The organism is Chlamydia caviae GPIC, assembly GCF_000007605.1.
Lineage (GTDB): Bacteria > Chlamydiota > Chlamydiia > Chlamydiales > Chlamydiaceae > Chlamydia > Chlamydia caviae.
In genome coordinates this window covers 672,469-694,628 of sequence record NC_003361.3, presented here as the reverse complement: position 1 = coordinate 694,628, position 22,160 = coordinate 672,469, and the positions used below count along the sequence as shown (strand labels likewise).

Genomic DNA, 22,160 nt, shown 5'->3' with positions numbered 1-22,160 from the left:
TTTTAGAAAGTAGTTTTTTGAGTAGCCAGCTATGTTGCCTTAAAGGGTGCTTATTTTTCCTACTCTCTATTTCCCCACAATAATGTTAATGGTCTTTGATCTAATAGGCGTTCCTCGCCAAAGTATTGCAATGGTCCGGGGAAACAATAAAGATCTTTCATTAAGCATGCATCGCTTTGATTTAATAGATACTGGACTTCGGGAGCATGAGGGTTAACAGAGTCAGTTTTAATGACCGGTGTATCTTCTCCTAAACGATGTTCTAGTTGCATCATTTTATATAGAGGTGTAGCTCCGCCAATCCATTCACTATAGGAACGAGCAAGGTTATTGATGGTTACCATATAGCCGGTACGTTGTCTGACGAGGAAAAGAGCGGAAACGATACCCAGGGCTAAACCATAATTGGCATCGAAATTTGAAGGAAATCCTGCACGAGATTCGTAACCAAAAAAGTGATTCACGGGTTGGAATTCCATTTTTGGTTCTATTTTTTGGATTTCTTTTTTTATCAATGCAGCTAGGAGTTCTTCGGTAGCAATTTTAGATACACGCACATTTCCATAAGAATCTCGAGCAATCAGTAGTTGATGAGCAATTTCTATAGGTAGAGAAGACAATGTCTTCAGAGATTCTGGAGAGAGTTTGCTCTGTACATTATCTAAATTCAGATTGTTGTCTAATAATAAGACATTCAGCTCATTGACGAGCTTTCTTGTATCGAATACATGTTCAATTAAGCCTTCAGGAATGAGTATCGTGCTATAATTTTTCCCAGACCTGTAGCGGTTTACTAAACCCATAGCGATATGTTCGCTAAGCTTTTGTAGAGAAATCTTCCTCATGGCGATATGTTCGCTAATGAGAGTAACGTTAGGTAGGGTCTGCAAACCACATTCTAAAGTTGTATATGAAGCTTTTTGTCCCATAAGACGGACAAAATGGTGGTACTTCTTTATGGATAAAGTATCTTTTTCTAAATTCCCGATCATTTCTGAGTAGATGCGGCAGGAAGTATGGAAGCCTAGGGGCGTTTCAATCCAGAAGTTTTTGAGATCACCATCAATGGTTTTAGGGACACCTACAATCGGGATAGTGCAGTTATGCTTAAGGAAATATTCCGCAAGCATTGCTGTATCCGTATTAGAATTATTCCCTCCTATGATGAGTAAGCCGTCAAGCTTAAGCTTTTTCACAGTAGTGAGAATCGTACTTTTTTGTTCTTTGGTTTTTATTTTCTCCTTACTTGAAGAGAGCATGTCAAAACCACCGACATTGTAATAATCATAAATTACAGAAATATCTAGATCTTTATACAATCCACGTGTTAGCCCTAAAGGACCTTGGATAAATCCATAGAGCTTTGTTTTAGGATTAAAAGCGCGTAGGCCTTCAAAGAGTCCTATAACTACATTATGGCCTCCAGGAGCTTGCCCTCCAGAAAGTAAAACGCCAATTTTCAAAGGTTGTGAAGGTGTGGCTTCTCCTTTTTCAATAGTTACTTCAGGAATAGAGCATAAATTAGGAATATGTTCTTGAAGGTTTTTAGGAATCGCAGGAGGCTCTGTAGAGTCTACAATATGTAGTGATGTGATACCGTTTAAGAAACTTAGTGTTTCTGGACGATAATGCAAACGCTGCAATTCGAAGTAACTTTTATTTACAGAGAGAAGCTCCATAGGTAATTCCTAGGGAATGAGTTGATGTTTTAACCATTGTACAAGTTCTGATAACATAGAGCAAGACAGAGGTACATGGTGTCCTACATTTGGATACGTGCGCATTTCAAAGGGATTGGGTTTCTGGCTCATAGCTGTAGCAAAGATCTTTTGGTGATGTAGAGATACTGTAGTATCGTCTTCTCCTTGCATATGTAGGATAGATAGAGAATCAGAAAATTTAGGGACTTCTTTAGTGACATCCATTTGGATAAATTGTGAGCAGAACGTTTTATTTATGGGCATCCCTGCATAGAGAATATCTTCTGAGGCTGGAGCGTGGGCAAGGATAGTATTGGGGATATTGATGGCTTCTTGTAGCCATATAGCACCTTGAATTGTTGGTGCCCATACAGCAAGGCTCTTTACATATGGCAAAGTAGGCATATTTAATAGAGCTAAAGTAGCTCCTAAGGAAGAACCAAAAATAGCGATATTTTTTGTATCAATAGTATTTAAGCCATAACCATATGAAACAATTTCATTTGCGCTATTGATATAATCGCTAAAGGAGAAGTCGTAAAGGGAGCCTTCTGAATCGCCATGCCCAGGAAGATCAACACGTAAAGCAGCAATGCCACATTGTGTAAGGTTTTCAGCAAGCTGTACATGAGTACGTTTAGAACCAATTTTATTTGAGGCTAAGCCGTGAAGGATAATCACTAAAGGATAGGGAGTACAAGCTTGCACAGGTGTGTGAAGAACACCGAATGTTGTGATGTTATTCAGAATATTAAATTTTATAACATGGCGTTGTTCATGTTTGTGGCATGTAGTGCTCATTTGGTTCCATTTCTCCTAAGCTTACGGGAGGCTTTTATCATGTTTTAATTCTTTAAGAAGAATTCGTCGAGAAGAAAGTCTAATCCTTATCTCTTAATTTTAGCGATTTAAGAGGGGGAAGATTAGTAATCGCAATCAGGAATTTCCATACAAATTGAGCATCTTTTTTGCCATTCATTATGGTTAAGGAGTAGGGTTAGTGGAGGGAAATGATCAGAATGAGCGTTTGGTGGTGTATCAATTTGCAATGGTCCTAAGAAGCGATAGGAGTCTTCAAGAGCCCAAATTTTTCTGTATAATTTAAACTTAACGAAAGCTGGGCTGCTTATATCGATTAAGCTCTTTTTTATTAGAGGTCTTATAGTTCCATCTGAATTTTTCTTTGTTGTAAACATTTTCACGATAGGCATGGCGCGTAGCCGCCACTTATCTACAATATTGATTAGCGATTCAATAACTGTGAGGTAACCGTTACAACGATTCAGTGTGAGCACTCCCGCGCCATAGCCGAGAGCGTAGCTATAAGTATTATCGAATTTTGTCGGTAAGCACGATCTCCCTTCATAACCTAAGAAATGGGAAATTGCATTAAAGGGAACATTTTTGAAATGCTTTTTTAAATGATTATCTACAAGGTGGATAAGAAGTTTGTCTACGCTAATTTTAGATACATAGACATTTCCGTGAGCATCTCTGTCATTAAGAAGCTGGTTAGCAATAGCCTCAGGGAAGCTATTTAATAGTTTTTGAGATTCTCGAGATAGCGATGAGAATTTATCAGCATTTTCAGGAAGCCTTTCGATTTCTTTAACAAGATTATTAATCTCAGGAATAAATTCGATAATACCTTCAGGAATAAGAATGATGCCGTAGTATTTTCCCATAGCGGCTCTATCTGCAATGATCGAGCATACCTTATGGATAATAGTTTTTAGAGGCACATTCTTTTCTGCGATTTCTTCGCCTATAAGGGTGATATTGGGATGGGTTTGTAGCGTGCACTCTAAAGCAATATGAGATGCGGATCGGCCCATAAGTTTTATGAAGTGGTAATGGGCTTTACAAGATAGTGTATCTCTTGAGATATTGCTAATAATTGAAGAGTAGAACTTTGTCGCTGAATCAAATCCAAAAGTCAGGTCTAAAAATAAGTGTTGGAGATCTCCATCAATAGTTTTAGGGACGCCAACAACGCATGTTTTAGGATGGTGTTGAGAAAAATATTCCGCGAGGATGGCAGTTGCTGTATTTGAACCATCTCCGCCAATGATGACTAAGCCATCAAGATTTAAAGCTTTCACTGTTTTTAAGCATGCAGCTTTATTTTCTTCGGTAATGATATTTGTTCTCCCTGTCCCTATACAATTGAACCCTCCAGAATTTCTAAAGCATTCCATAAACTCTTCGGTAATTTCTACCGTATTATTATTAAGGATGCCCTGACCGTTATCTAAAAATCCTATTAAGGAGCTATCAGGATGGATTTTTTTTAAGCTATGCAATAGTCCCCAAATGACATTATGCCCACCAGGAGCGGGGCCTCCAGATAGCATAACACCGACTTTTAATGGTTGTAGAGTTGGTAGAGTTCCTGAGGTGAATTTTAGATAAGGGCTGTCATAGGTATTTGGGAAAAGCTTAGCAACATCCGCATCAAATTTAGGAGAAAAACGTTGATCACTAGTAGCAACTAAAGAGGGAAATTTTTGTAGTTCTCTAGGCAGGGGAGGCGTGCCTGGAATAATTACACCATTGAGATCGCTAGAGTTCGGATGCATAACAATTAATGGACGGTTATTTTTGTAAGTTAGCTGTGTTTTTCTTTATCAACAATGAGAAAACCTTCTGGCAGAAGGTTGTATTCTCGTTGTTAAGGGAGATTCGGTTTAGAAAAGACCAAGGAGTTTCCACCATAGGGTGCCAATGCCGATCCAAATGGCGATATTTACAATACTCAGGATGAAACCGGATCTCCACCAATCTTTAATTGAAACGAGTTGAGAGCCAAAGTACAGGGGAGCAGGTCCTGAACCGTAGTGGGTGAGGCCACCAAATAGGTTACTTGAAAAAGCGAATACTAAGCAGGCAAAAATCGGGTTTGTTCCTAGGGATATAGAAACAGCTAGGAATACCGGGAACATCGCTCCGATATGCGCTGTGTTACTTGCGAATAAGTAGTGCGAGTAGAAGTATATCAGGAAGAGGATGGGGAACCCTACTTTCCAAGATAATCCTGCGACTCCCGCAGCTACGGAATTACCAATTAGAGGAATAAAGCCAAACTGGTTTAGGAATGATGCCATCATGATAAGAGCACCAAACCAAATAAAAGTTTCCCAGGCGGTGGTATTGGCCATAACATCTTTATGCCAATCTAAAATATTTGTAAGAATGAGTAGGGATAAGCCAATTAATGCTGCTGTTGTCGCTGAGATTCTTAAAAGGTCTCCAAATGTCCATAAGACAACAAGAAGAATGAAAATCATTAAGATAATCTTTTCACCTTTTTTCAAAGGTCCCATTTCTTTAAGACGTAATTTTGCTGAGCGGATGGCTTCTTCACAGGAGGTAATTGTTGGTGGATAGAACTTATAAAGTACTATAGGCATGAGGACTAAGCTAAGCAATCCAGGAATTATCGCGGCTTTTGCCCATAGTGCCCAAGTTAAAGAGATTCCTGCATTACTTGCTAAAGCTGCTAATAGAGGGTTTCCCGCCATAGCTGTAAGGAACATTGCGCTGGTAATTACAGAACTTTGGTATGCGACTTTAATTAAGAAAGATCCGATTAGGCTCTCTGTACCTTTTTCCGAAGAACTTCCGAAGGATTCTGATAATCCCATAACGACAGGATAGAGAATACCTCCAGAACGTGCTGTCACGCTAGGAATAGCGGGAGCGAGTAGAAAATCTGTGATGACTAAACCGTAGCTTAATCCTAGAGGGTTTTGCCCTAAGACGCTTACGAAAAAATAAGCAACGCGTTCTCCAAGTCCTGTTTTAATAATACCTTTTGCTATGGAAAAGGATAGGAAGACCAACCAGGCTATCGGCTCATGAAATCCTGACAACCCTTGTTCCAGGGTTAAGGTGCGTGTAAGTAACAGTATAGAAATCCCAATAATGACTATGGCTCCCATAGGCACGGGTTGTAGGATAATCCCTAAAATTGTCGTTGTGAATACAGCGAATAGATGCCAGGCTTCGGGAGTTATTGCTTCCGGGTGAGGACAGAACCATATACCTAAGAGTACGAGAGTAAGGAATAAAAGAGATAGGAAACGTTTTTGTTTATTCACTTGGGACCTCTTTGCGTTGTGGTCTGTTGGAAAAATCCCTTTAGGATTAAGGCTCTATAGGAAAATCTTCGAGCCATTTTTCCATTTCTTCTAGGGTGTCGTTAATGAGTTCTGGAGAGGATAGAAGTTCTTGAAGGCAGGACTCAATAGTTTCTTCATTTATGATATTCGTTACATCTTCCATGCTAATGAAAGTTACATCTACGAGGCCAGCATTAAAAGCTTTGCTAATCGGGTAGAATAATTCTCCGGGATATAGCGCACATATGGCAGCTATGAGACTATCCCAAGCAAAAGAAGGGCTTTTTTCTAATCTATAGTTTAGTAATTCTCCAAAATAACGCACAGTGGCATCTCTGGAGATTTTTTTTATTCCTACAAGGTGGACAAGACTGGAAATTCCTGCAGCTTTTACGTAAGGGTTAATACCAGGAGTTTCTATAAGCTCTTTAATCAAAGATTCATCATCACAGACACTAGCGAGAATTCTTGGAAGATCTTCGGTAAGAACATCGCCAGCGACAGCGTGAGGGGTGTCGTCAGTATAGGAAAAAAGTTTGATAATGAGTGGAAGCGCTCGAGTTTCTCGAAACTGCGCTAACAAGTACATAGCGTAGAGATGTCCTTGATAGCTACCATCGTTGATTAATTCTGGTACACGCTCCGTAGCGTCTTCAAGAATTTGAAGCAGATAAGGAGTGATTTGCGTATGTTTGACGATAGCAGCTTCTATAGCTTCTCTGGGAAGTATTCCCTCATCGTAAGCGAGGTCTTCCAAGATGTGAGAAATTTCCATCGTCAATGACGCTCCATTTCAAGGGCTATTAGTTTGATTCGTAGCATGCTCAACTTCTTCCTGTCAACGATTTACACATCACGCCTAAAGCGCTCAACAATGATTTTCCTATGTTATTGAGAGACAATTCTCTAGGCGGTGTATATGACTTATTTTATCTTTGTAATTGTTGTTTCACAATCACGCAGTTTTAGACAAATCGTGAGATGAGTATGCATCGCAGTATACATAACTCTTCACATACTACAAAGAACTTTAGGTGTTCACTTCAGGTCTAATTTTTTTTTGTTTAGTTTAAACAAGTACTTTCTCTTGAGGTGTATAGGTGGGATAACATTCGGTATCTTCTAGAGAAAATAGCGGAATAGCATCAAGAAGCTCTTGGGTTTTTTTATGTTTAGGATCTAGGAAGATTTTTTCTCTAGGACCATATTCTACAAGAGATCCTTTGTCCAGGACAGCAATCGTATCGGCAATATAATAAGCTGCTGACATGTCATGTGTAATGAAGAGTAGAGTGCTTTCACATTCCTGTTTTATTGTTTGGAAAAGCTCTAGGATGAGTGATTGATTAAGAGTGTCAAGGGCTGATATAGGTTCGTCGCAAATAAGGAGATCAGGTTCACATACTAAAGCTTTTGCAATGGCTACACGTTGTTTTTGTCCCCCGCTAAGCTTATGAGGTTTTAAGCGTAGTACGGATAGCGGTAGATTAACGAGTTGTAAAACACGTTGGATTTTTTCTTTTTGTTTTTCTTTAGAGTAGGTGCCTATGATATGCAGGGGCTCTGAAATGAGATCTTCGATACTCATAGTAGGATTTAAACTTGAGTGCACGTCTTGCCAGACAATCTGTACTGTTTTTGCTTTTGGTGTTTTAGGATCAACATGAAAGGTAATCGTTCCTTGATTTGGTCGCATTAATCCTAAAATAGCCAGAGCTAATGAAGACTTCCCTGATCCGCTCGCACCAACAATTGTCAGGCATTCTCCCTTTTTCAATTGAAGGTTGATGTTATTGAGAATAACTTGTTTTCTAATAGCAAGGGATAAATTGTTTATAGTTACTAAATTACTCATGAATTGTCTGTAAGGTATCTGTATTTCTTAAAGTAGCAAGCTTCGCTTTTAAAATAGGCGAAGAGGAGGCTGTCAGAGGGATTTTCGATACAGCCTTTAAAAGACGCTTGGTATAAGGATGCTGTGGAGAAGAAAAAATTTCTTTTACGCTTCCTGTTTCTATAAGTTGGCCATCTTTAATAATCGCAATATCATCACAGAGTTCTGTTACTAAGGCGAGATTGTGAGTAACTAACAACATTGCTGTATTATTTTCCTTATGGACCTTACGAAGTATGCGCAATACTTGAGCTTGTGATACGGAATCTAGAGCTGTTGTAGGTTCATCAGCAAGAATAAGTTCTGGAGAGCTTGCTAAAGATATCGCGATTACCGTACGTTGACGCATGCCCCCACTTAATTCAAAAGGATAGAGATGAAAACAGCGTTCTGGATTCGGTATACGTACGCTTGTTAATAGTTCTATAGCTTTTGTATAAGCTTCTTTTTTTGTTAGGGGAGTATGTTGTCGTAAGGTTTCTACAATTTGCGCCCCTATACGCATAGATGGGGTGAGGGATCCCATAGCATTTTGCAATACCGTAGCGATTTTTCTTCCGCGGATCTTTTGGAAATTTTTATAAGACATGGTCTTTAAGTCCTGATCTTCAAAGAAGATATTTCCTTCTATAATTTCACAATTATCTGGAAGGAAACCAAGAATCGCCTTAGTAATTGTTGTTTTTCCCGAACCATTCTCTCCAACTAAAGCTAGGCCATGGCGTTTTTTGATTGTAAGGCTAAGATTGTCTATCAGCAATTTACGTGGATTATTTGATGCTATCGTTAGATTTTGTATGTTGAGCAAGGTATCAGGCATGAGAGTTTTCCTCTATGAATAGAGCTTTTGCTCCCTCACCAATAAGATTAAAGCTTATTGAGAGTGTAATCATGAAAAATGATGGAATGAAAAACAACCAAGGATAGTAGTCAATAGCGTTAATCCCTTCTTTTACTAATGTTCCTAGACTGGCTTGTGGAGGCTGAATCCCTAAGCCTAAAAAGCTAATAAAGGCTTCTGTATATATCGCTCCGGGAATAGTAAAAATGAGCGTAGAGATAATCGGTGTAAGTGTATTGGGAAGAAGATGCTTTCTAAGAATATGAAAAGTAGATGCGTTCATAGTCTTTGCAGAAAGTACAAACTCTTTATTTTCTAATAATAAGAATTGCCCGTAGATAATGCGTGCTATGGGGATCCATCCTGTAAGCGTCATCGCAAGAATCAAGGGAAGAATCCCATGATCAAAGATAACAAGAAGAAGAATGATTACAGGGATTCTAGGAATAGAAAATAGGATTTCTGTAATCCGCATCATCAGGAAAGCGACTTTTTTCCCTGCGGATAGCGCTATTGTAGACCAAAGAAGGCCTACAAAGACATCAATAAGGGTTGCTGTTACTGCAATCAGTAACGATAGGCGAATACCTTGAACCGTTCTAGCGAGCATACAACGTCCTAGAGAATCGGTTCCAAAAGGAAACATTTTCCCTGGTTGGGATAAGGTATGTTCTAAAGATGTCTGTTCGTAATTAGGGTAAATCCATGGAAGGAGAACAGCACTTAGGATTAAGGTTCCTAGTATGGAGATGCCTACCATAAACATGGTATTTCCTTTCATACGTTGCCATAGAGTGGGGTGAGAAGATTTTAAAGGAATATCCATGAAGTTTTTTTTGAGCACCTTATTTGTTTCTTTTAGTTTTATTTTATTGGTCACCTAAGTTCTATGGATTTTGCTCGAAATGCTTGTTTTCCTGAGAAAAGTTTATTTTCTGTTCAGCTTCTTTGTAAGAATAACGAAGCTGAGGATCTATCATTGCTTGTATAAGATCCGACAATAGGGAGGCTAGCATAAAGAAAGCTCCGTAAAATACGGATAATCCTAGTGTTACTGGATAATCCCTCTGTTTAATACTGCAGACGAACCATTTCCCTAAACCAGGAATGCAGAAAATATTTTCTATCGCAAAAGTTCCTGTCATGACTGTAGTTACAAGAAAGGCAGCATAGGAAATGGTAGGGAATACCGCATAGGGGAGAATATGTCTCAATATAACTTTTATTGGCGAGAGCCCTTTAGCGTAAGCAAGTAGCACGTAGTCTTTGTTTAAGACTGAAGATACTGAGGAAAACGTTAGCTGGGTGATGAATGCCATCGGAGTGATTGCTAAAGCTAGGGAGGGCAAAATTGTATGGGAGAAATTCCCCCAACAGGCTATCGGGAAAATCGGTATCTTCACTGCAAAAACGTATTGCAGCATAGTTGCAAGGACAAAGGCAGGAATGGAAATTTGTAAAATAGAAGAAAGAAGGATATAGCGTCCCTGCTTCTTCTTTCTTAATGCTGCTAGTGTTCCTAATGAGATGCCTCCGAAGATAGAAAGAACAAGGCTTTCAAGTCCAAGAATTGCTGATGCAGGAAATGCTGTAGTGATAATACTTGTTACACTGCGGTCTTTATAAACAAGGGAGTTTCCAAAATCTAAGGTTACCAAAGATTTTAAGTATTGAATATACTGTTGGTATAGGGGCTTGTTTAATCCGTAACGAGCCTTAAGAATTTGTAAAGTTTCTTGGGATAAAGTATTGCTACCTTCGTCATTAAACGGATCTCCTGGAATGGTTTTCATCACCAGGAAAGTTAAGGTTAGGACGATCCATAAAGAAAGCAAGTTAAATACTAAGCGCTTCTTTATATAACGAAACATTACCTACACCTTAAATATCTTTGATATCTTGGCAAAGATCCTTGATTTAGGACCTTTCTCAACCAAAAATATTATATCTCTGATTTATCGCAGCTTCAATATAAAATAATTCATTGATTCGTGAGGAGATTCGCTTTTAAGACATTTTTTTTCAAGTTTAAGTCAATATTTTGTTTGACTTAGGCAAAAGCTGATCAGAGTCTTCGGCGGTGATGAAAAGGGCAGCTTATTTTGAAAGTTCTATCTCTTTTAGATCAATGTGCCCCAGTAATGAGGTATAGATATTTTGAATTCTAGGATTAGCTGCGTAGGTATATTCGAAGTGGTATAGAGGAATAATGGGGAGTTCGTCTTCGATAAGTTCTTCAGCTAAGATTTGATTTTGAATATTTTCTTCTGGGGAAAGTAGGGCGTTTAGAATGTGGTTGTATTGTGCATTTTCCCATTTTGTTAAAGATTTGGTAGGTTCATCACTTTTAAAGTTTCCAAGAATTGCAAGAAAGGATGAAGGTCTTGGATAGTCTGCTACCCATCTTCCTGTAGCTAGTGTGAAATCACCACGGCGTCTTTTATCTAAGAAGCAATGGTATTCCATACCTTGGATTGTGATATGAATTCCTAAGACATTTTTGATTTGCTGTTGTATCTCTTGGACAATGGAGTTTAAACAGACGGACTCTAAAGGATAAATAATGGATAATTCTGAGATATCTTTTGGGGAGAGTTCTTTTAGGGCTTCTTTAAAACACAACCGAGCGCGTTCCTGAAGTTCTTCCTGAGATACATAAGATCGTTTATGGATTTTTGATAATTCTGGGGGTAGGAAATGGTCAGCGACTTTTCCTTGGCTAATAAATTGCAGTAAGGTTGCTTTATCAATGGCATAGGCCAGGGCTTTTCTTAGGGCGAGGTTCTGGGTGGGGCTATTTTTTAAATTGCATATTAGAGCTGTTGTTCCCAGCACGGGATAATTATGAAGTTTGTCTTTAGGGATATGGTATTGGTCTTCTTTAGAAATAGGGGAGCTCCAGGGAGAGCCTACCCAATCAATAAGATTTTTTTGTAAGAGCTGAATTGCTGTATGTGTATCGGGAACAATTTGGAATACAATTGTATCAAGATGTACCGAAGATTTGTCGTGATACAGCGCATTTTTTTTAATAGTTAGTTGGTGTTGCGGCTGGTAGGTTTCGATGATAAAAGGGCCGTTAGAAATATTAGGAAGGTTCGTCTTTCCTGAAGAATAGAAATCTCTTAAGGATTTGTGTGCTGGAAAGAAAATAGGATAGGCAAGCAGCTCGAGAAAGTAGGGGATGGGCTTTTCCAGGGTGATTTCTAATGTTGATTTGTCTATGGCGCGAATTCCCAACTTATCCATAGGTAGCTCCTTACTCATTACCGTTTGGGAATTTTTAATAACGCTGAGGAGGAAGTTGGAGGATGAGGTAACTTCGAGCTTATGAATTTGTTTTATAGATTCTTCGAAGTCATATGCTGTAATCGGGTCTCCGTTACTCCATAAGGCATCTTTAAGGTAAAAAGTATAGACGGTCTGATCATCAGATATGGTGTAGCACTTTGTTAGAGCAAGTTCAGGATTTCCTGAACGTTCTCTAACAAGGCCTTCGTAAAGTGCTTGAGCTAGCGAAATATCCTTACTTAAGCAAGCACTTCTTGGATCCAGGGACATGGGATCATGGCTAATTGCTATTTTTAAAGAATTTTGATTTTTAGAAGTGTGTGTATGACAGCTTGTGCACAGCAGTAAACTTCCTAAAAAAAAGAGAGCTGATAGGGTAGGAGTTAGAAACTTGCGCAATTTTCTTGTCATACGTTTAAAAAGCGTTTTTTTACGCTCAGCCAAGGTTTGTTATCTTGGTTTCATTTTACCCAATTATGTAATTAGCGTCGCTGAATCAATAGGTTTATTAGATATTTTAAAGCTATATGTTTGATTTTTAAGAAATATCTATATAGCGATATTTTTATAAGTTTTGAGTCATGTAAGGGGAAGGAGCTCCACTTCTTTAAGATCTACATGGCCTAGAGGCGAGGCGTAGAGATTGTTTACCTGGGGTTGTGCTATATAGATATAGTTAAAGTGGTACATAGGGAATACGGGGAGTTCGTCTTCGATAAGTGCTTCGGCTAGGATTTGATCTTCTTTTGTGAATGTATGTGTATGGTATTTGCTTAAGATCTGATCGAACTGTTTATTGTTCCATTTTCCTAGTTGATGGCTTGTTTCTTTATTTTCTGGATTTCCGAGTACTGTGAGGAAATTTCTCGCATTGAGATATTCTGCTATCCACCCTCCTACGGATAAGTAAAAATCACCTTTATTTCTTTTTTCTAAGAAGCAGAAGTATTCCACACCTTGAATGGGAATATGCATACCGAGAACGTTTTTAAACTGTTGTTGAAGTTCTTGGACGACGAGAGAAAACACACTGGATTCTTGAGGATAAATAAGAGATAGTTCTGCGAGATCTTTTTCTGATAGCGTCGTTTTTGCTTCTTTGAGGTATTCTCGGGCTTTTTCTTCTCGTTGTTCTTTACTGAGCGCCGCTTGATTCCGTACCTCAGATAATTCTGGAGGTAAAAAGGAATTAGCAATTCTTGCTGAATTGAGCAGAGGGATTAGGGATTCTTTATCGATAGCATAGGCCAGAGCTTTTCTGAGGGCTTTATTTTGTAGCACAGGCATATCTAGATTATAGATGAGTATAGAAGTTGAGCATACAGAGTATACGTGTTTTATCTCGTCGGGAGTGTTGTGTAGCATTTCGTGAGGGATTTTTGATATCCAAGGATTCCCTAGAATATCAATGAGATTATTTTTAAAGAATTTTGCTGCTGTGTGAGCATCGGACATTACTTTAAAGATCAGAGTATCGATTTTCACTTTCTCGACATCATAGTAGTGGGGATTTTTTTTCATTGTCAGATGTTTTTGTGGCTGAAAATCACTCAATATAAAAGGTCCGTTAGAGATATAAACGGGCTTAATTTGTGGATTTTTATAATATTCCCTCAAGGATGTATGGACGGGGAAAAATAACGGGTGCGAGACCATTTCTATGAAATTAGATGAGGGGTGTTCTAAAGTAATTTCTAGTGTATTTACATCCAAGGCTTTAACCCCTAATTGCTCTACAGGAAGATTATCCTCGATAATCGCTTTGGAATTTTTGATGATATAGAGAAGGTTATGGTAGGAGATAGGAAGATTTTTTGTATGAATTTGCTTTATAGATTCTTCGAAATCATACGCTGTTACCGGGTCGCCGTTGCTCCATTGTGTATCTCTTAAATTAAAGGTGTACACGCAGCCTTCCTGCGATACTGTATAATCTTTAGCCATTCCCAAGATAACATGATCCTTAGAAATATGTTCGCGAACTAAACCTTCGTAAAGAGCTTTTGCTAAGGAGATATCTTTTTTTAAATAGGTGCATCTAGGGTCTAAAGAAATAGGATCGTATGACATGCCGATTCTTAAGGATTTCCCTATATCTTGAGAAGATTGTTGATGACAGCTGATTAGAAACACACTAGCAAGAGATAAGAAACAAGCAGCGTAGTATTTTCTGAATCTATTCGTCATGAGATTGCCTTGCAGTTGAATAGTAGGTTGGATTTAGATTACTGTTAAAAAAAATAATTTCCAATCTTAGCTCCATAAAAGCTAAGATTTTTCACTTCCTACTATGTTGTCGGGGCTTTTAAGGCAAACGTGCGTATTTAAGATCTACAGCTCCGGAAGCGTTGTGGAGGATTTTTTCTATCGGAGATAGTGTAATATAATCGTAGCTCATATGGTAGATAGGAATAACTTCCAATTTTTTCATAAGCTTCTCTGCTTCGGGAAGAAGAGGAGCGTTGGGGTAGTAGGCTACTCCTGTGCCTGTAGCTATCGTAAAATCTCCCATTTGTCTTTTGCTTAGAAATACATGGTATTCTAACCCTTCAAGAAATAGATCGAGGCCTACGGATTTACATTGTTCTTTAAGGATTTCTGCAATGCGTTGGCATCTTAAAATATTAGAAGGGTAGGTGAGGGTGAGTTTTTCTGTAGGGGTAATGGGTTTTGGCTTGTTGTATTGATAATAGGGAGAGGAGTTTCTCGATAGTGTATGAGCAGGTTCTTGATTTCCTTGTAGAGCATGCTCGATGATTTCTTCTCTATTAATAGCTGCTGCTAATCTATAACGGTTATGAAATTGCGATAGTATAGGATCTTTTGTATTGAGTATCAGCCAGAACGTTCCTTCTACAGGATAGCTCTTATAATGGTATGGAGTCGTTTCCTTTAATTCTTTAGTTAAGCCTTGATGCCAAGGTTGCCCTAGCCAGTGAATTTTCCCGCGATTGAGTAAAAGGGCTCCAGTATACAAATCTGGGATCACCAGTAGGCTCACATAGGCTATGCTGACCTTGTCCCTGTCATAGTAGTGAGGATTTTTCTCAAATAGAAGGCTATGGCCAGGATTGTGGGTCACTAGATGAAAAGGTCCGCTAAACATAGTCGTATTTTCAGGATTGAAAACGGCAAATGCGGGGAAGGCTAGCAATTGTAATAGCTTAGGATTTGGCGTGTCTAAGGTTAAAGTAATACTCGATGGTGAGCAGGCTTTGAAATGGATGCCTTCGAAAGCTTTATGGTGAGGAGAGAAGGTTTTCGCGTATTCCCAAGCTTTAGCAATGTCTTGAGACCTAATGGGAGAGCCATTACTCCAGCAGGCATCATGTTTTATGAAAAATGTATAGATTTTTTCGTCAGCAGATACGGTGTAGTGACTTGCCAAGGCAAATTCCACATCATTTTTATAAGGATTTTCTCTTGTAAGTCCTTCAAAAATAAGCTTGGAAATAGAAAGATCTAACGCGCGCTTTGCTTGCTCAGGAGATAGAGATACAGGATCGTCATGAATGGCAATCGTAAGAGTTTTTGATGATCTCAAAGCTGCTGGGGAACAGCCTGCTAGAATTGAAGACGCGAGAACAATTGCAAACAGCCACCGTGTGAACATCATAAAAAAGGAGAACACCTTCATTATCATTTTTTTTTAAAGGAAGGACATTAAGATTTATTTCATCGTGTTGTGATGGCACTGAAAATCTTTTGTATTATAGATCAATCTGGGATTTTCAGAGACAAAAGGTTAAGATTTTTTAGTTTTTTGTTCAAAGTAATTTATACATTGCTGAATTTAAATAATTTATGTATGGATTTTTTTTTGAAAAATATAAATTGCATAGATTGAATTTTTTTATTCTTAATGAATTAAAAAATCTATCTGACAGGAGGCTTCGGGCATGTTTTTTTTAGGAATATCTTTGGGGGGGAGCTTTCTAAAAAGCTGGTGAGAATTAGCGTTGCGGCAATAGTATCGGTTTTCCCTTTTCTTTTTTTTCTACTTAATCCGCAATCACCTTTTAGCATGCGCTCTGCTTGTGCAGAAGAAAGTCTTTCATCCCAAAGGATAACTTCAACGCCACAAGATTCCTGAATTAAGGAAGAAAGTTTGGTGATTTCTTCTTGTAGGGCGGATTTTTGTCCTTTTTGCATAGGAATAGGATTCCCTAACACAACACAAGATACGCTGCGTTCTTGAATAATATTGAAAAGAATTTTAGCGGTAGCCTCTACTGTATTTCCTGCTTCTATACATCCTATAGGTAGACTGATGAACAGAGGCGAGGCGGCATAGGCAAGGCCTATGCGCCTCTGTCCATAGTCTATACCTAGGAAAGTTTTTTCTTTCTTATTCTTAGGATTAGACATGGCTTTTATTCTTCGAGTATAGAAGTGCTGCCTGAATAAAGCCTACAAATAGAGGATGAGGTGTTATCAATTTTGACAGGAACTCAGGATGGAATTGCACACCGACCATCCAGGGATGATTTTCGGTTTCTACGATTTCACAAAGTCCTTGTTGCGGACATCTCCCCACGATATTCAGACCGTGATCTTTTAATTGCTGTATATAGTCAAAATTTACTTCATAGCGGTGGCGATGGCGTTCCATAATTTCGGATTGTCCGTAGGCTTCATACACCTTGGTTCCTGGAGATAGTGTGCAAGGGTAGGCGCCAAGACGCATGGTTCCCCCGGTAGCGACTAGAGCGGCTTGTCCATCCATCATACAGATAACAGGATGTGGTGTATCTTGATCCATTTCTGTTGAATTGGCTTTTTCTAAGTCCATGACATTGCGAGCATACTCAACAACAAGAACTTGCATTCCTAGGCAAATACCAAAGTAAGGGATGCCTCTTTCTCGGCAGAGCTTTGCTGCAGTAATTTTTCCTTCCCATCCACGAATTCCAAAACCTCCGGGAACTAAACAGCCATCACACTCTTCTAGGGCTTCAAGGAAATGAGGATCTTCAGAATCTAAAGGAAGAATGTCTACCGCGCAATTTAAACTTAATGCGGCATGAGTAATCGACTCAAAGACAGATTTATACGCATCTTTATGTTGTACGTATTTACCTACCAAACCAATACGCACTTTATTTGGAAGAGGATTGCGTAGACGTTCTATGAGAATTTTCCAATCGCTTAAGTCTTCTTGCTTTGTAAATAGCCCTAACTTTTCCGTAATAAATGTAGAAATCTTTTCTCGAGAGAGCATTAAGGGCATTTCATAAATGGAATGCTCGACGTCTACAACATTGAAAACGGCGCTATCGGGGACGTTACAAAATAGACTGATTTTCTTTTTCACCTCGTTACTTAGAGGCGTTTCAGATCTGCAAAGAATGGCATCAGGAATAATTCCAATTCCTCTTAAGCTTTGAACAGAATGTTGCGTAGGCTTTGTTTTTACCTCTCCAGCAGCTTTTAAATAAGGCACATAAGTCATATGAATGCTGAAGCAGTTTGCCGCATGCTCGCAACGGAATTGGCGAATAGCTTCGAGAAAAGGTAGGGATTCTATATCACCAACAGTGCCACCAATTTCTACGATTAATACATCAGGTTGATTTTCCTTAGCACATTCTAGGATCACTTCGATGATCTCGTTAGTAATATGAGGGATAACTTGAACAGTGCTTCCTAGATAAACTCCTTCGCGTTCTCTTTTAATCACTCGAGCGTAGATTTGTCCTGAGGTTGCTGTAGAATATTTCGATAGGTTTACTGAAGAGAATCGATGATAGTGACCAAGATCTAGATCCGTCTCTATTCCGTCGTTGGTAACGTAGACCTCACCGTGTTCGTAAGGATTCATAGTTCCCGGATCAACGTTAAGATAGGGATCCAGTTTTAACATGGCAACTTTAAGATTTTGACGCTCTAATAATAGAGCTAATGAGGCTGCGGTTAATCCCTTGCCTAGGGAAGAAACAACTCCTCCTGTTAAAAAGATGCACTTGAATGGCATGTTAAGTATTTTTCCACCTTGTTTATATCTTCAGGATAATCAACTGAGGGGCTCTTAGCTTCCACGACACACACATGAATAGATCCACCGTGTTCTAGTATACGCAGTTGCTCCAGATCTTCAGCTTGGCTTAATGGTGTAGGGGAAGATTCAATGTAATTGAATAGGGCATTCCTTCTAAATGCATATACGCCAATATGAAGATAAATCGGTGTCTCTTTTTTTAAGATGTGTGGAATAGGGCTCCTGCTAAAATATAAAGCCTTTCCGTTTTTATCGAAAACACATTTCACTTTTTGATTTGTTAAGATCTCATGAGAATCTGTAGTTTTAGCCACTGGAGTAACTATTTGAATTTCAGGAAATTCTTCTAGTTTTCTCACAAGGGCATCAACAACGGTGTGCTGTAAGCAGGGCTCATCTCCCTGAATATTTACTATAATCTCAGCTTCAGGGAAGTAACGAGATATGGTTTCTGCTGTGCGCTCTGTTCCATTAGCGCATTCAGGACTTGTCAGCACGCAATCGCCGCCGAAGTCTAGAACATGATCCATAATACGTTGATCATCAGTAGCTACAATGACTTTATCTAATGCGATGCTTTGATTGATATTCTCATAAGTCCTTCGTATTAAAGATTTTCCGAGAATGCTTGCTAAGGGCTTCCCAGTAAATCTTGCGCTGCCCCATCGTGCTGGTAGAACTCCAACCTTTTTACTAGCAAATACTTGCTTTTTCATAAGCGCTATAACTCTTAATTTCTAAGATTTTTTTACAAGCAGGATTATCATTACGGATTTTATAAAACACAAGGCTTTTTGATGATTTCGATTTTTTGTGTTTTATTTATAATAAAAAGTCTCGGAAGTTATATTATTAAATTAATAAACGTATTTTATTTTTATTATGCTTTCAAGATTAAGTAAGTTCCTATTAACCGTATTAATATCTCTTCAAACCCTATGTCCAGCTTCATTAGTTGCCGGGGAGTCGAAAACAGGTTTTCTTTCTAAAATGAAGGGATGGTTCTCTAGTAGAGAGACCAAAGACGGTGTATCCATATCTCAAATCAAAGATAGTCTAAAGTGGAAACGCTATGACTATACGAAAAGTTGTGGGTTTTCTGCAGAGTTTCCTGGAGATCCGGACCATTCGGGTCAGATTATAGAGGTTCCTCAATCAGAACTTACTATACGCTATGATACATACGTTACAGAAACACAATCAGATAATACTGTATATGTTGTGTCTGTATGGGAATATCCTGAGAAAGTTGATGTCAGCCGTCCTGAGTTAAATCTTCAAGAAGGATTTTCGGGAATGCTGCAGGCCCTTCCAGAGTCTCAGGTTTTATTTATGCAGGCAAAAGAGGTGCAAGGACATAAAGCTTTAGAATTTTGGATATCTTGTGAAGATATCTATTTTAGAGGGATGTTGGTTTCAGTAAACCATACTCTTTATCAAGTTTTCATGGTTTATAAAAATAAAAATGCTAAGGCTTTGGACAAAGAATACGAAACGTTCACGAAATCATTTAAGATTACCAAAGTGCGTGAAGCGAGAGTTATAGATTTAAAAAAGAAAGTCAGACTTTAAAAGACGTGTTTTTCTCTTTGTTATGAATAAAGATTCATAGAAGGTTTGCCTTTTCGAGTCTAGTTTTTCGCTACCTCTAGAGTCGAAAGGGCTATCTTCACCTCCAGCTTTTTCATTCTTTTTAACAGTGTGTTTTTCTATAAGGAACCAGAATCCGATAGAGGGAATTTTTATGGTTCTTCGCGTTGTTTTTTTCACCATTCTTTGTTGTTCCGTTATCTCTTTAAAAGCCGATGCCATTGAAATTTTTGGCGAAAAAAGTGCGCCTCTATCTCGTATAGGAATCATTTTTGCTCTTCCTGAAATTTCTGAATCTTCTGATGCAGAATGTCCTATACCTTGGTTTGCTAATAGTAAGAAAACTATAGAAGGAAGAAGGACATACTATTCTGGAGATTATTTCGGGAAGTATCTAGTTATGTCTTCTTTTTGGCCTAACAAGGTATCTGCCGCTGTAATTAGCTGTAATATGATTTTAAAGCATCGTGTAGAGCTTATTTTAATTATTGGTACCTGTTATTCACGTTCAGAAACGGGCCGTTTTGGAAATGTTTTAATTTCGAATGGCTATGTGAATTATGATTCCGATGTGCGTCCGTTTTTTAAAAGATTCGAAATTCCCGATATCAAGCAGTGCATTTTTGCAACAAGCGATGCCTATAGAGAGGCTGCAAAGAGCGGAGGAAGACAGTTTATAGCCACTCATAAAAAAGCTATTGAGGATCTATTAAAAACGCACGGTTATTTGAAGCCTACGACATCTACAGAGCATGGACTTGCGGAGGGCATCATCGCTACAGGAGAGGCGTTTACCATGTCTAAAAATTATTTCCTTTCACTGCAAAAAGTCTATTCTGACATTCAAGGTTTTGATAGTGCTGGGGGAGCCGTTTCTCAAGTGTGTTATGAATTTGATATTCCTTGTTTAGGAGTTAATATTCTTATTCCTCATCCTTTAGAGTCTTCAAGTAATGCCGATTGGCTGCAGCTTCAGAGTGAAACAAGTAAATTTTATATGGACTCTCTTTTGAAAAGTGTCCTTAAAGAAATCTGTTTGGCTCACTAATTCATTTTTTTCTTAATTCTTTGGTTGAGGTTAAATCTCTTAGTCATTAAGATAACTTTTTCTTTTTCGATAGCAATAAGAGAAGAATAAACGGGGACTTAGCTTAGCTGGTAGAGCGTCTGATTTGCATTCAGAAGGTCAGGAGTTCGACTCTCCTAGTCTCCAAACTCGCGGTTATAGCTCAGTTGGTTAGAGCGCGACACTGATAATGTCGAGGTCCCAAGTTCAAGTCTTGGTAACCGCAAGCCGTCTTCCTATCCACAATCATGGTTTCTACATGTTGGAAGTCAAAAATCTCAGCTATTCCTACTCAGATAAGTTAATATTTAAAAACGCTTCTTTTACTTCTCATCCAGGCAAGATTTCTATTATTTTGGGTGTTTCCGGAATAGGGAAGACGACATTGTTTCGTTTGATTGCTAATTTCTTATCTCCTTCTGAAGGGGAAATCTTATGGTTAGGCGAGCCTATTCAGCAAACAGACGTTGCCTATATGCAGCAAAAGCACACACTACTTCCTTGGAGAACAGTACTGAAAAATATTTATCTCGCTTCTGAATTGGGAGTGAGGAGCAAGCGTTTTTCTATATTTCCTGAGAAGTTGGCCGAGGTTATTGAAAGCTTTAACATAGGCGATTTATTAGATTGTTATCCCGACGAGTTATCTGAAGGACAAAAGCAAAGAGTCTCTTTGGCTTGTCAGTGTTTATCTCCTAAGCCTATATTACTTTTAGATGAGCCGTTTTCTTCTTTGGACATTACAACTAAGGAGCAGTTGTATAAGTACATTTTGCTGGTAGCAAAAAAAGACTATAAAACTGTAGTGCTTGTTACCCATGATTTTCGTGATGTTGCCTTCCTTGGAGATGCATTTTACGTCCTTAAAAATTGTGGACTTGTTCCTGTATTTTTCAATGATTCAACTCGCTCTGCTGGTAATGTTCATCTGCTTATAGAGAACATTCGGGAGTGTCTTGCAACATGACCCTTCCGCTTGTTAACTTAGAGTCTTCGAAGTTAGGTTATACCTTACTATCTTCTGAGGACAAACTTTCTCTTTATCGTGGTATTCACTCCCATCGTTGTAAGGGCGCTCCTCTTGTATTTATCGCTGGGATTGTTTTAGTCTGTTCTTTAGTGCTGATCTTGATAGGATCTATGTTAGTTGGGTACCCTCTAGAGGGATTTTCTTTTGCTTTAGATGTGTTTTTGCCTTTCCTTTTTCCTGGGATTTTTTCTTTGGTATTGATTGTGGCGCCTTTATTTATGTATGCCTTTCAGCATCATAAAGGAGCTTTAAGTAAGCATAAAAAATTAGCAGAGAGCAATTACGTACAGATTTTAAATCATTGCAATAGTCAAAAAGGGAAGTTTACGAAGAAAGAGGTCGCAGCGTTTGTAGAATCTCAAGTTCTCCTTCCTGAATATCCGCAGACATTTTCTTGTGTTACGTTATTGCAAACGATAGAGGTTATTCCTCATAAGGATTCCCCGCATGCTTCTATGCATGATGGTGTTATTTCTGAGGGTATAGATCGTGCTCGAGAAGATATTTATGCGAGTGCAGACGACAAGGAAAAACGAGATCGCCTTGAAGCCGAAGAAGAGGAAGATAGGGCTGCTGAGGTACCGCAGCAAGATACCTCATTAGGCATTAGCTCAATGCTCACGCAGTAA

At 38.7% G+C, this 22,160-nt stretch carries 19 protein-coding genes and 2 tRNA genes; 6 read left to right on the top strand and 15 right to left on the bottom strand.

Annotated features, from left to right (window positions below; all coding sequences use genetic code 11):
• Positions 1 to 59: 59 nt before the first annotated feature.
• From CCA_RS03075 to kdsB, 15 genes are all read right to left on the bottom strand, one after another.
• On the bottom strand, positions 60 to 1,679 hold the full coding sequence (locus CCA_RS03075) for a diphosphate--fructose-6-phosphate 1-phosphotransferase (protein ID WP_011006567.1): 1,620 nt from the start codon (positions 1,677 to 1,679) through the stop codon (positions 60 to 62).
• 9 nt (positions 1,680 to 1,688) lie between these two features.
• A complete protein-coding gene (locus tag CCA_RS03070) occupies positions 1,689 to 2,501 on the bottom strand; it encodes an alpha/beta hydrolase (RefSeq protein WP_011006566.1) in 813 nt (270 codons plus the stop codon).
• A 122-nt stretch (positions 2,502 to 2,623) separates the two neighbouring features.
• Positions 2,624 to 4,279: a diphosphate--fructose-6-phosphate 1-phosphotransferase gene (locus CCA_RS03065; RefSeq protein ID WP_011006565.1), complete on the bottom strand. Its 1,656-nt coding sequence runs from the start codon at positions 4,277 to 4,279 to the stop codon at positions 2,624 to 2,626.
• A gap of 108 nt (positions 4,280 to 4,387) precedes the next feature.
• Positions 4,388 to 5,800, bottom strand: coding sequence for an anion permease (locus tag CCA_RS03060; protein WP_011006564.1), 1,413 nt, complete (start codon positions 5,798 to 5,800; stop codon positions 4,388 to 4,390).
• 46 nt (positions 5,801 to 5,846) lie between these two features.
• A complete protein-coding gene (locus CCA_RS03055; protein WP_011006563.1) occupies positions 5,847 to 6,602 on the bottom strand; it encodes a DUF1186 domain-containing protein in 756 nt (251 codons plus the stop codon).
• Between the two features lie 288 nt (positions 6,603 to 6,890).
• A complete protein-coding gene (locus tag CCA_RS03050; RefSeq protein WP_011006562.1) occupies positions 6,891 to 7,676 on the bottom strand; it encodes an ABC transporter ATP-binding protein in 786 nt (261 codons plus the stop codon).
• Positions 7,669 to 8,535, bottom strand: a complete 867-nt coding sequence (locus CCA_RS03045) for an ABC transporter ATP-binding protein (RefSeq protein WP_011006561.1) — start codon at positions 8,533 to 8,535, stop codon at positions 7,669 to 7,671. The genes CCA_RS03050 and CCA_RS03045 overlap by 8 nt, the downstream gene beginning before the upstream one ends.
• Entirely contained in the window at positions 8,528 to 9,382 is an 855-nt protein-coding gene (locus CCA_RS03040; protein ID WP_041462277.1) for an ABC transporter permease, read from the bottom strand. Before CCA_RS03040 ends, CCA_RS03045 begins: the two co-directional genes overlap by 8 nt.
• A gap of 61 nt (positions 9,383 to 9,443) precedes the next feature.
• On the bottom strand, positions 9,444 to 10,427 hold the full coding sequence (locus CCA_RS03035; RefSeq protein WP_011006559.1) for an ABC transporter permease: 984 nt from the start codon (positions 10,425 to 10,427) through the stop codon (positions 9,444 to 9,446).
• A 226-nt stretch (positions 10,428 to 10,653) separates the two neighbouring features.
• The gene (locus CCA_RS03030) at positions 10,654 to 12,246 is read right to left on the bottom strand and encodes a peptide ABC transporter substrate-binding protein (RefSeq protein WP_083748003.1); all 1,593 of its coding nucleotides are present in this window, start codon (positions 12,244 to 12,246) and stop codon (positions 10,654 to 10,656) included.
• A gap of 180 nt (positions 12,247 to 12,426) precedes the next feature.
• Positions 12,427 to 14,034, bottom strand: coding sequence for a peptide ABC transporter substrate-binding protein (locus CCA_RS03025; RefSeq protein WP_011006557.1), 1,608 nt, complete (start codon positions 14,032 to 14,034; stop codon positions 12,427 to 12,429).
• 118 nt (positions 14,035 to 14,152) lie between these two features.
• Complete coding sequence (locus tag CCA_RS03020) at positions 14,153 to 15,463, bottom strand: ABC transporter substrate-binding protein (RefSeq protein ID WP_193328798.1); 1,311 nt, start codon at positions 15,461 to 15,463, stop codon at positions 14,153 to 14,155.
• Positions 15,464 to 15,723: 260 nt separating this feature from the next.
• Positions 15,724 to 16,215 (bottom strand): Holliday junction resolvase RuvX, encoded by a 492-nt coding sequence (ruvX, locus tag CCA_RS03015; RefSeq protein WP_011006555.1) that lies wholly within the window; start codon positions 16,213 to 16,215, stop codon positions 15,724 to 15,726.
• On the bottom strand, positions 16,208 to 17,821 hold the full coding sequence (locus CCA_RS03010) for a CTP synthase (RefSeq protein ID WP_011006554.1): 1,614 nt from the start codon (positions 17,819 to 17,821) through the stop codon (positions 16,208 to 16,210). The genes ruvX and CCA_RS03010 overlap by 8 nt, the downstream gene beginning before the upstream one ends.
• Positions 17,797 to 18,561 carry a 3-deoxy-manno-octulosonate cytidylyltransferase gene (gene kdsB / locus CCA_RS03005; RefSeq protein ID WP_011006553.1) on the bottom strand — a complete coding sequence of 255 codons (765 nt, stop codon included), beginning with the start codon at positions 18,559 to 18,561 and terminating at the stop codon, positions 17,797 to 17,799. Before kdsB ends, CCA_RS03010 begins: the two co-directional genes overlap by 25 nt.
• 166 nt (positions 18,562 to 18,727) lie before the next feature.
• Here kdsB and CCA_RS03000 point away from each other — a divergent pair, with 166 nt between their 5' ends.
• The 6 genes from CCA_RS03000 (at position 18,728) to CCA_RS02970 (ending at position 22,160) form a co-directional block, all read left to right on the top strand.
• On the top strand, positions 18,728 to 19,417 hold the full coding sequence (locus CCA_RS03000; RefSeq protein WP_011006552.1) for a hypothetical protein: 690 nt from the start codon (positions 18,728 to 18,730) through the stop codon (positions 19,415 to 19,417).
• Positions 19,418 to 19,589: 172 nt separating this feature from the next.
• Positions 19,590 to 20,483: a 5'-methylthioadenosine nucleosidase gene (locus CCA_RS02990; protein ID WP_011006550.1), complete on the top strand. Its 894-nt coding sequence runs from the start codon at positions 19,590 to 19,592 to the stop codon at positions 20,481 to 20,483.
• Positions 20,484 to 20,575: 92 nt separating this feature from the next.
• Positions 20,576 to 20,648, top strand: a tRNA-Ala gene (locus tag CCA_RS02985).
• Between the two features lie 5 nt (positions 20,649 to 20,653).
• Positions 20,654 to 20,727, top strand: a tRNA-Ile gene (locus CCA_RS02980).
• A 33-nt stretch (positions 20,728 to 20,760) separates the two neighbouring features.
• Positions 20,761 to 21,468: an ATP-binding cassette domain-containing protein gene (locus tag CCA_RS02975; RefSeq protein ID WP_011006549.1), complete on the top strand. Its 708-nt coding sequence runs from the start codon at positions 20,761 to 20,763 to the stop codon at positions 21,466 to 21,468.
• Positions 21,465 to 22,160: a hypothetical protein gene (locus CCA_RS02970; RefSeq protein ID WP_041462217.1), complete on the top strand. Its 696-nt coding sequence runs from the start codon at positions 21,465 to 21,467 to the stop codon at positions 22,158 to 22,160. The genes CCA_RS02975 and CCA_RS02970 overlap by 4 nt, the downstream gene beginning before the upstream one ends.

Bases quoted from the DNA above. Each gene is read 5' to 3' on its own strand.
- CCA_RS03075 (WP_011006567.1), bottom strand. From the start codon at position 1,679: ATGGAGCTTCTCTCTGTAAATAAAAGTTACTTCGAATTGCAGCGTTTG.
- CCA_RS03070 (WP_011006566.1), bottom strand. From the start codon at position 2,501: ATGAGCACTACATGCCACAAACATGAACAACGCCATGTTATAAAATTT.
- CCA_RS03065 (WP_011006565.1), bottom strand. From the start codon at position 4,279: ATGCATCCGAACTCTAGCGATCTCAATGGTGTAATTATTCCAGGCACG.
- CCA_RS03050 (WP_011006562.1), bottom strand. From the start codon at position 7,676: ATGAGTAATTTAGTAACTATAAACAATTTATCCCTTGCTATTAGAAAA.
- CCA_RS03045 (WP_011006561.1), bottom strand. From the start codon at position 8,535: ATGCCTGATACCTTGCTCAACATACAAAATCTAACGATAGCATCAAAT.
- CCA_RS03040 (WP_041462277.1), bottom strand. From the start codon at position 9,382: ATGGATATTCCTTTAAAATCTTCTCACCCCACTCTATGGCAACGTATG.
- CCA_RS03035 (WP_011006559.1), bottom strand. From the start codon at position 10,427: ATGTTTCGTTATATAAAGAAGCGCTTAGTATTTAACTTGCTTTCTTTA.
- CCA_RS03025 (WP_011006557.1), bottom strand. From the start codon at position 14,034: ATGACGAATAGATTCAGAAAATACTACGCTGCTTGTTTCTTATCTCTT.
- CCA_RS03020 (WP_193328798.1), bottom strand. From the start codon at position 15,463: ATGATGTTCACACGGTGGCTGTTTGCAATTGTTCTCGCGTCTTCAATT.
- ruvX (WP_011006555.1), bottom strand. From the start codon at position 16,215: ATGTCTAATCCTAAGAATAAGAAAGAAAAAACTTTCCTAGGTATAGAC.
- CCA_RS03010 (WP_011006554.1), bottom strand. From the start codon at position 17,821: ATGCCATTCAAGTGCATCTTTTTAACAGGAGGAGTTGTTTCTTCCCTA.
- kdsB (WP_011006553.1), bottom strand. From the start codon at position 18,561: ATGAAAAAGCAAGTATTTGCTAGTAAAAAGGTTGGAGTTCTACCAGCA.
- CCA_RS03000 (WP_011006552.1), top strand. From the start codon at position 18,728: ATGCTTTCAAGATTAAGTAAGTTCCTATTAACCGTATTAATATCTCTT.
- CCA_RS02990 (WP_011006550.1), top strand. From the start codon at position 19,590: ATGGTTCTTCGCGTTGTTTTTTTCACCATTCTTTGTTGTTCCGTTATC.
- CCA_RS02975 (WP_011006549.1), top strand. From the start codon at position 20,761: ATGTTGGAAGTCAAAAATCTCAGCTATTCCTACTCAGATAAGTTAATA.
- CCA_RS02970 (WP_041462217.1), top strand. From the start codon at position 21,465: ATGACCCTTCCGCTTGTTAACTTAGAGTCTTCGAAGTTAGGTTATACC.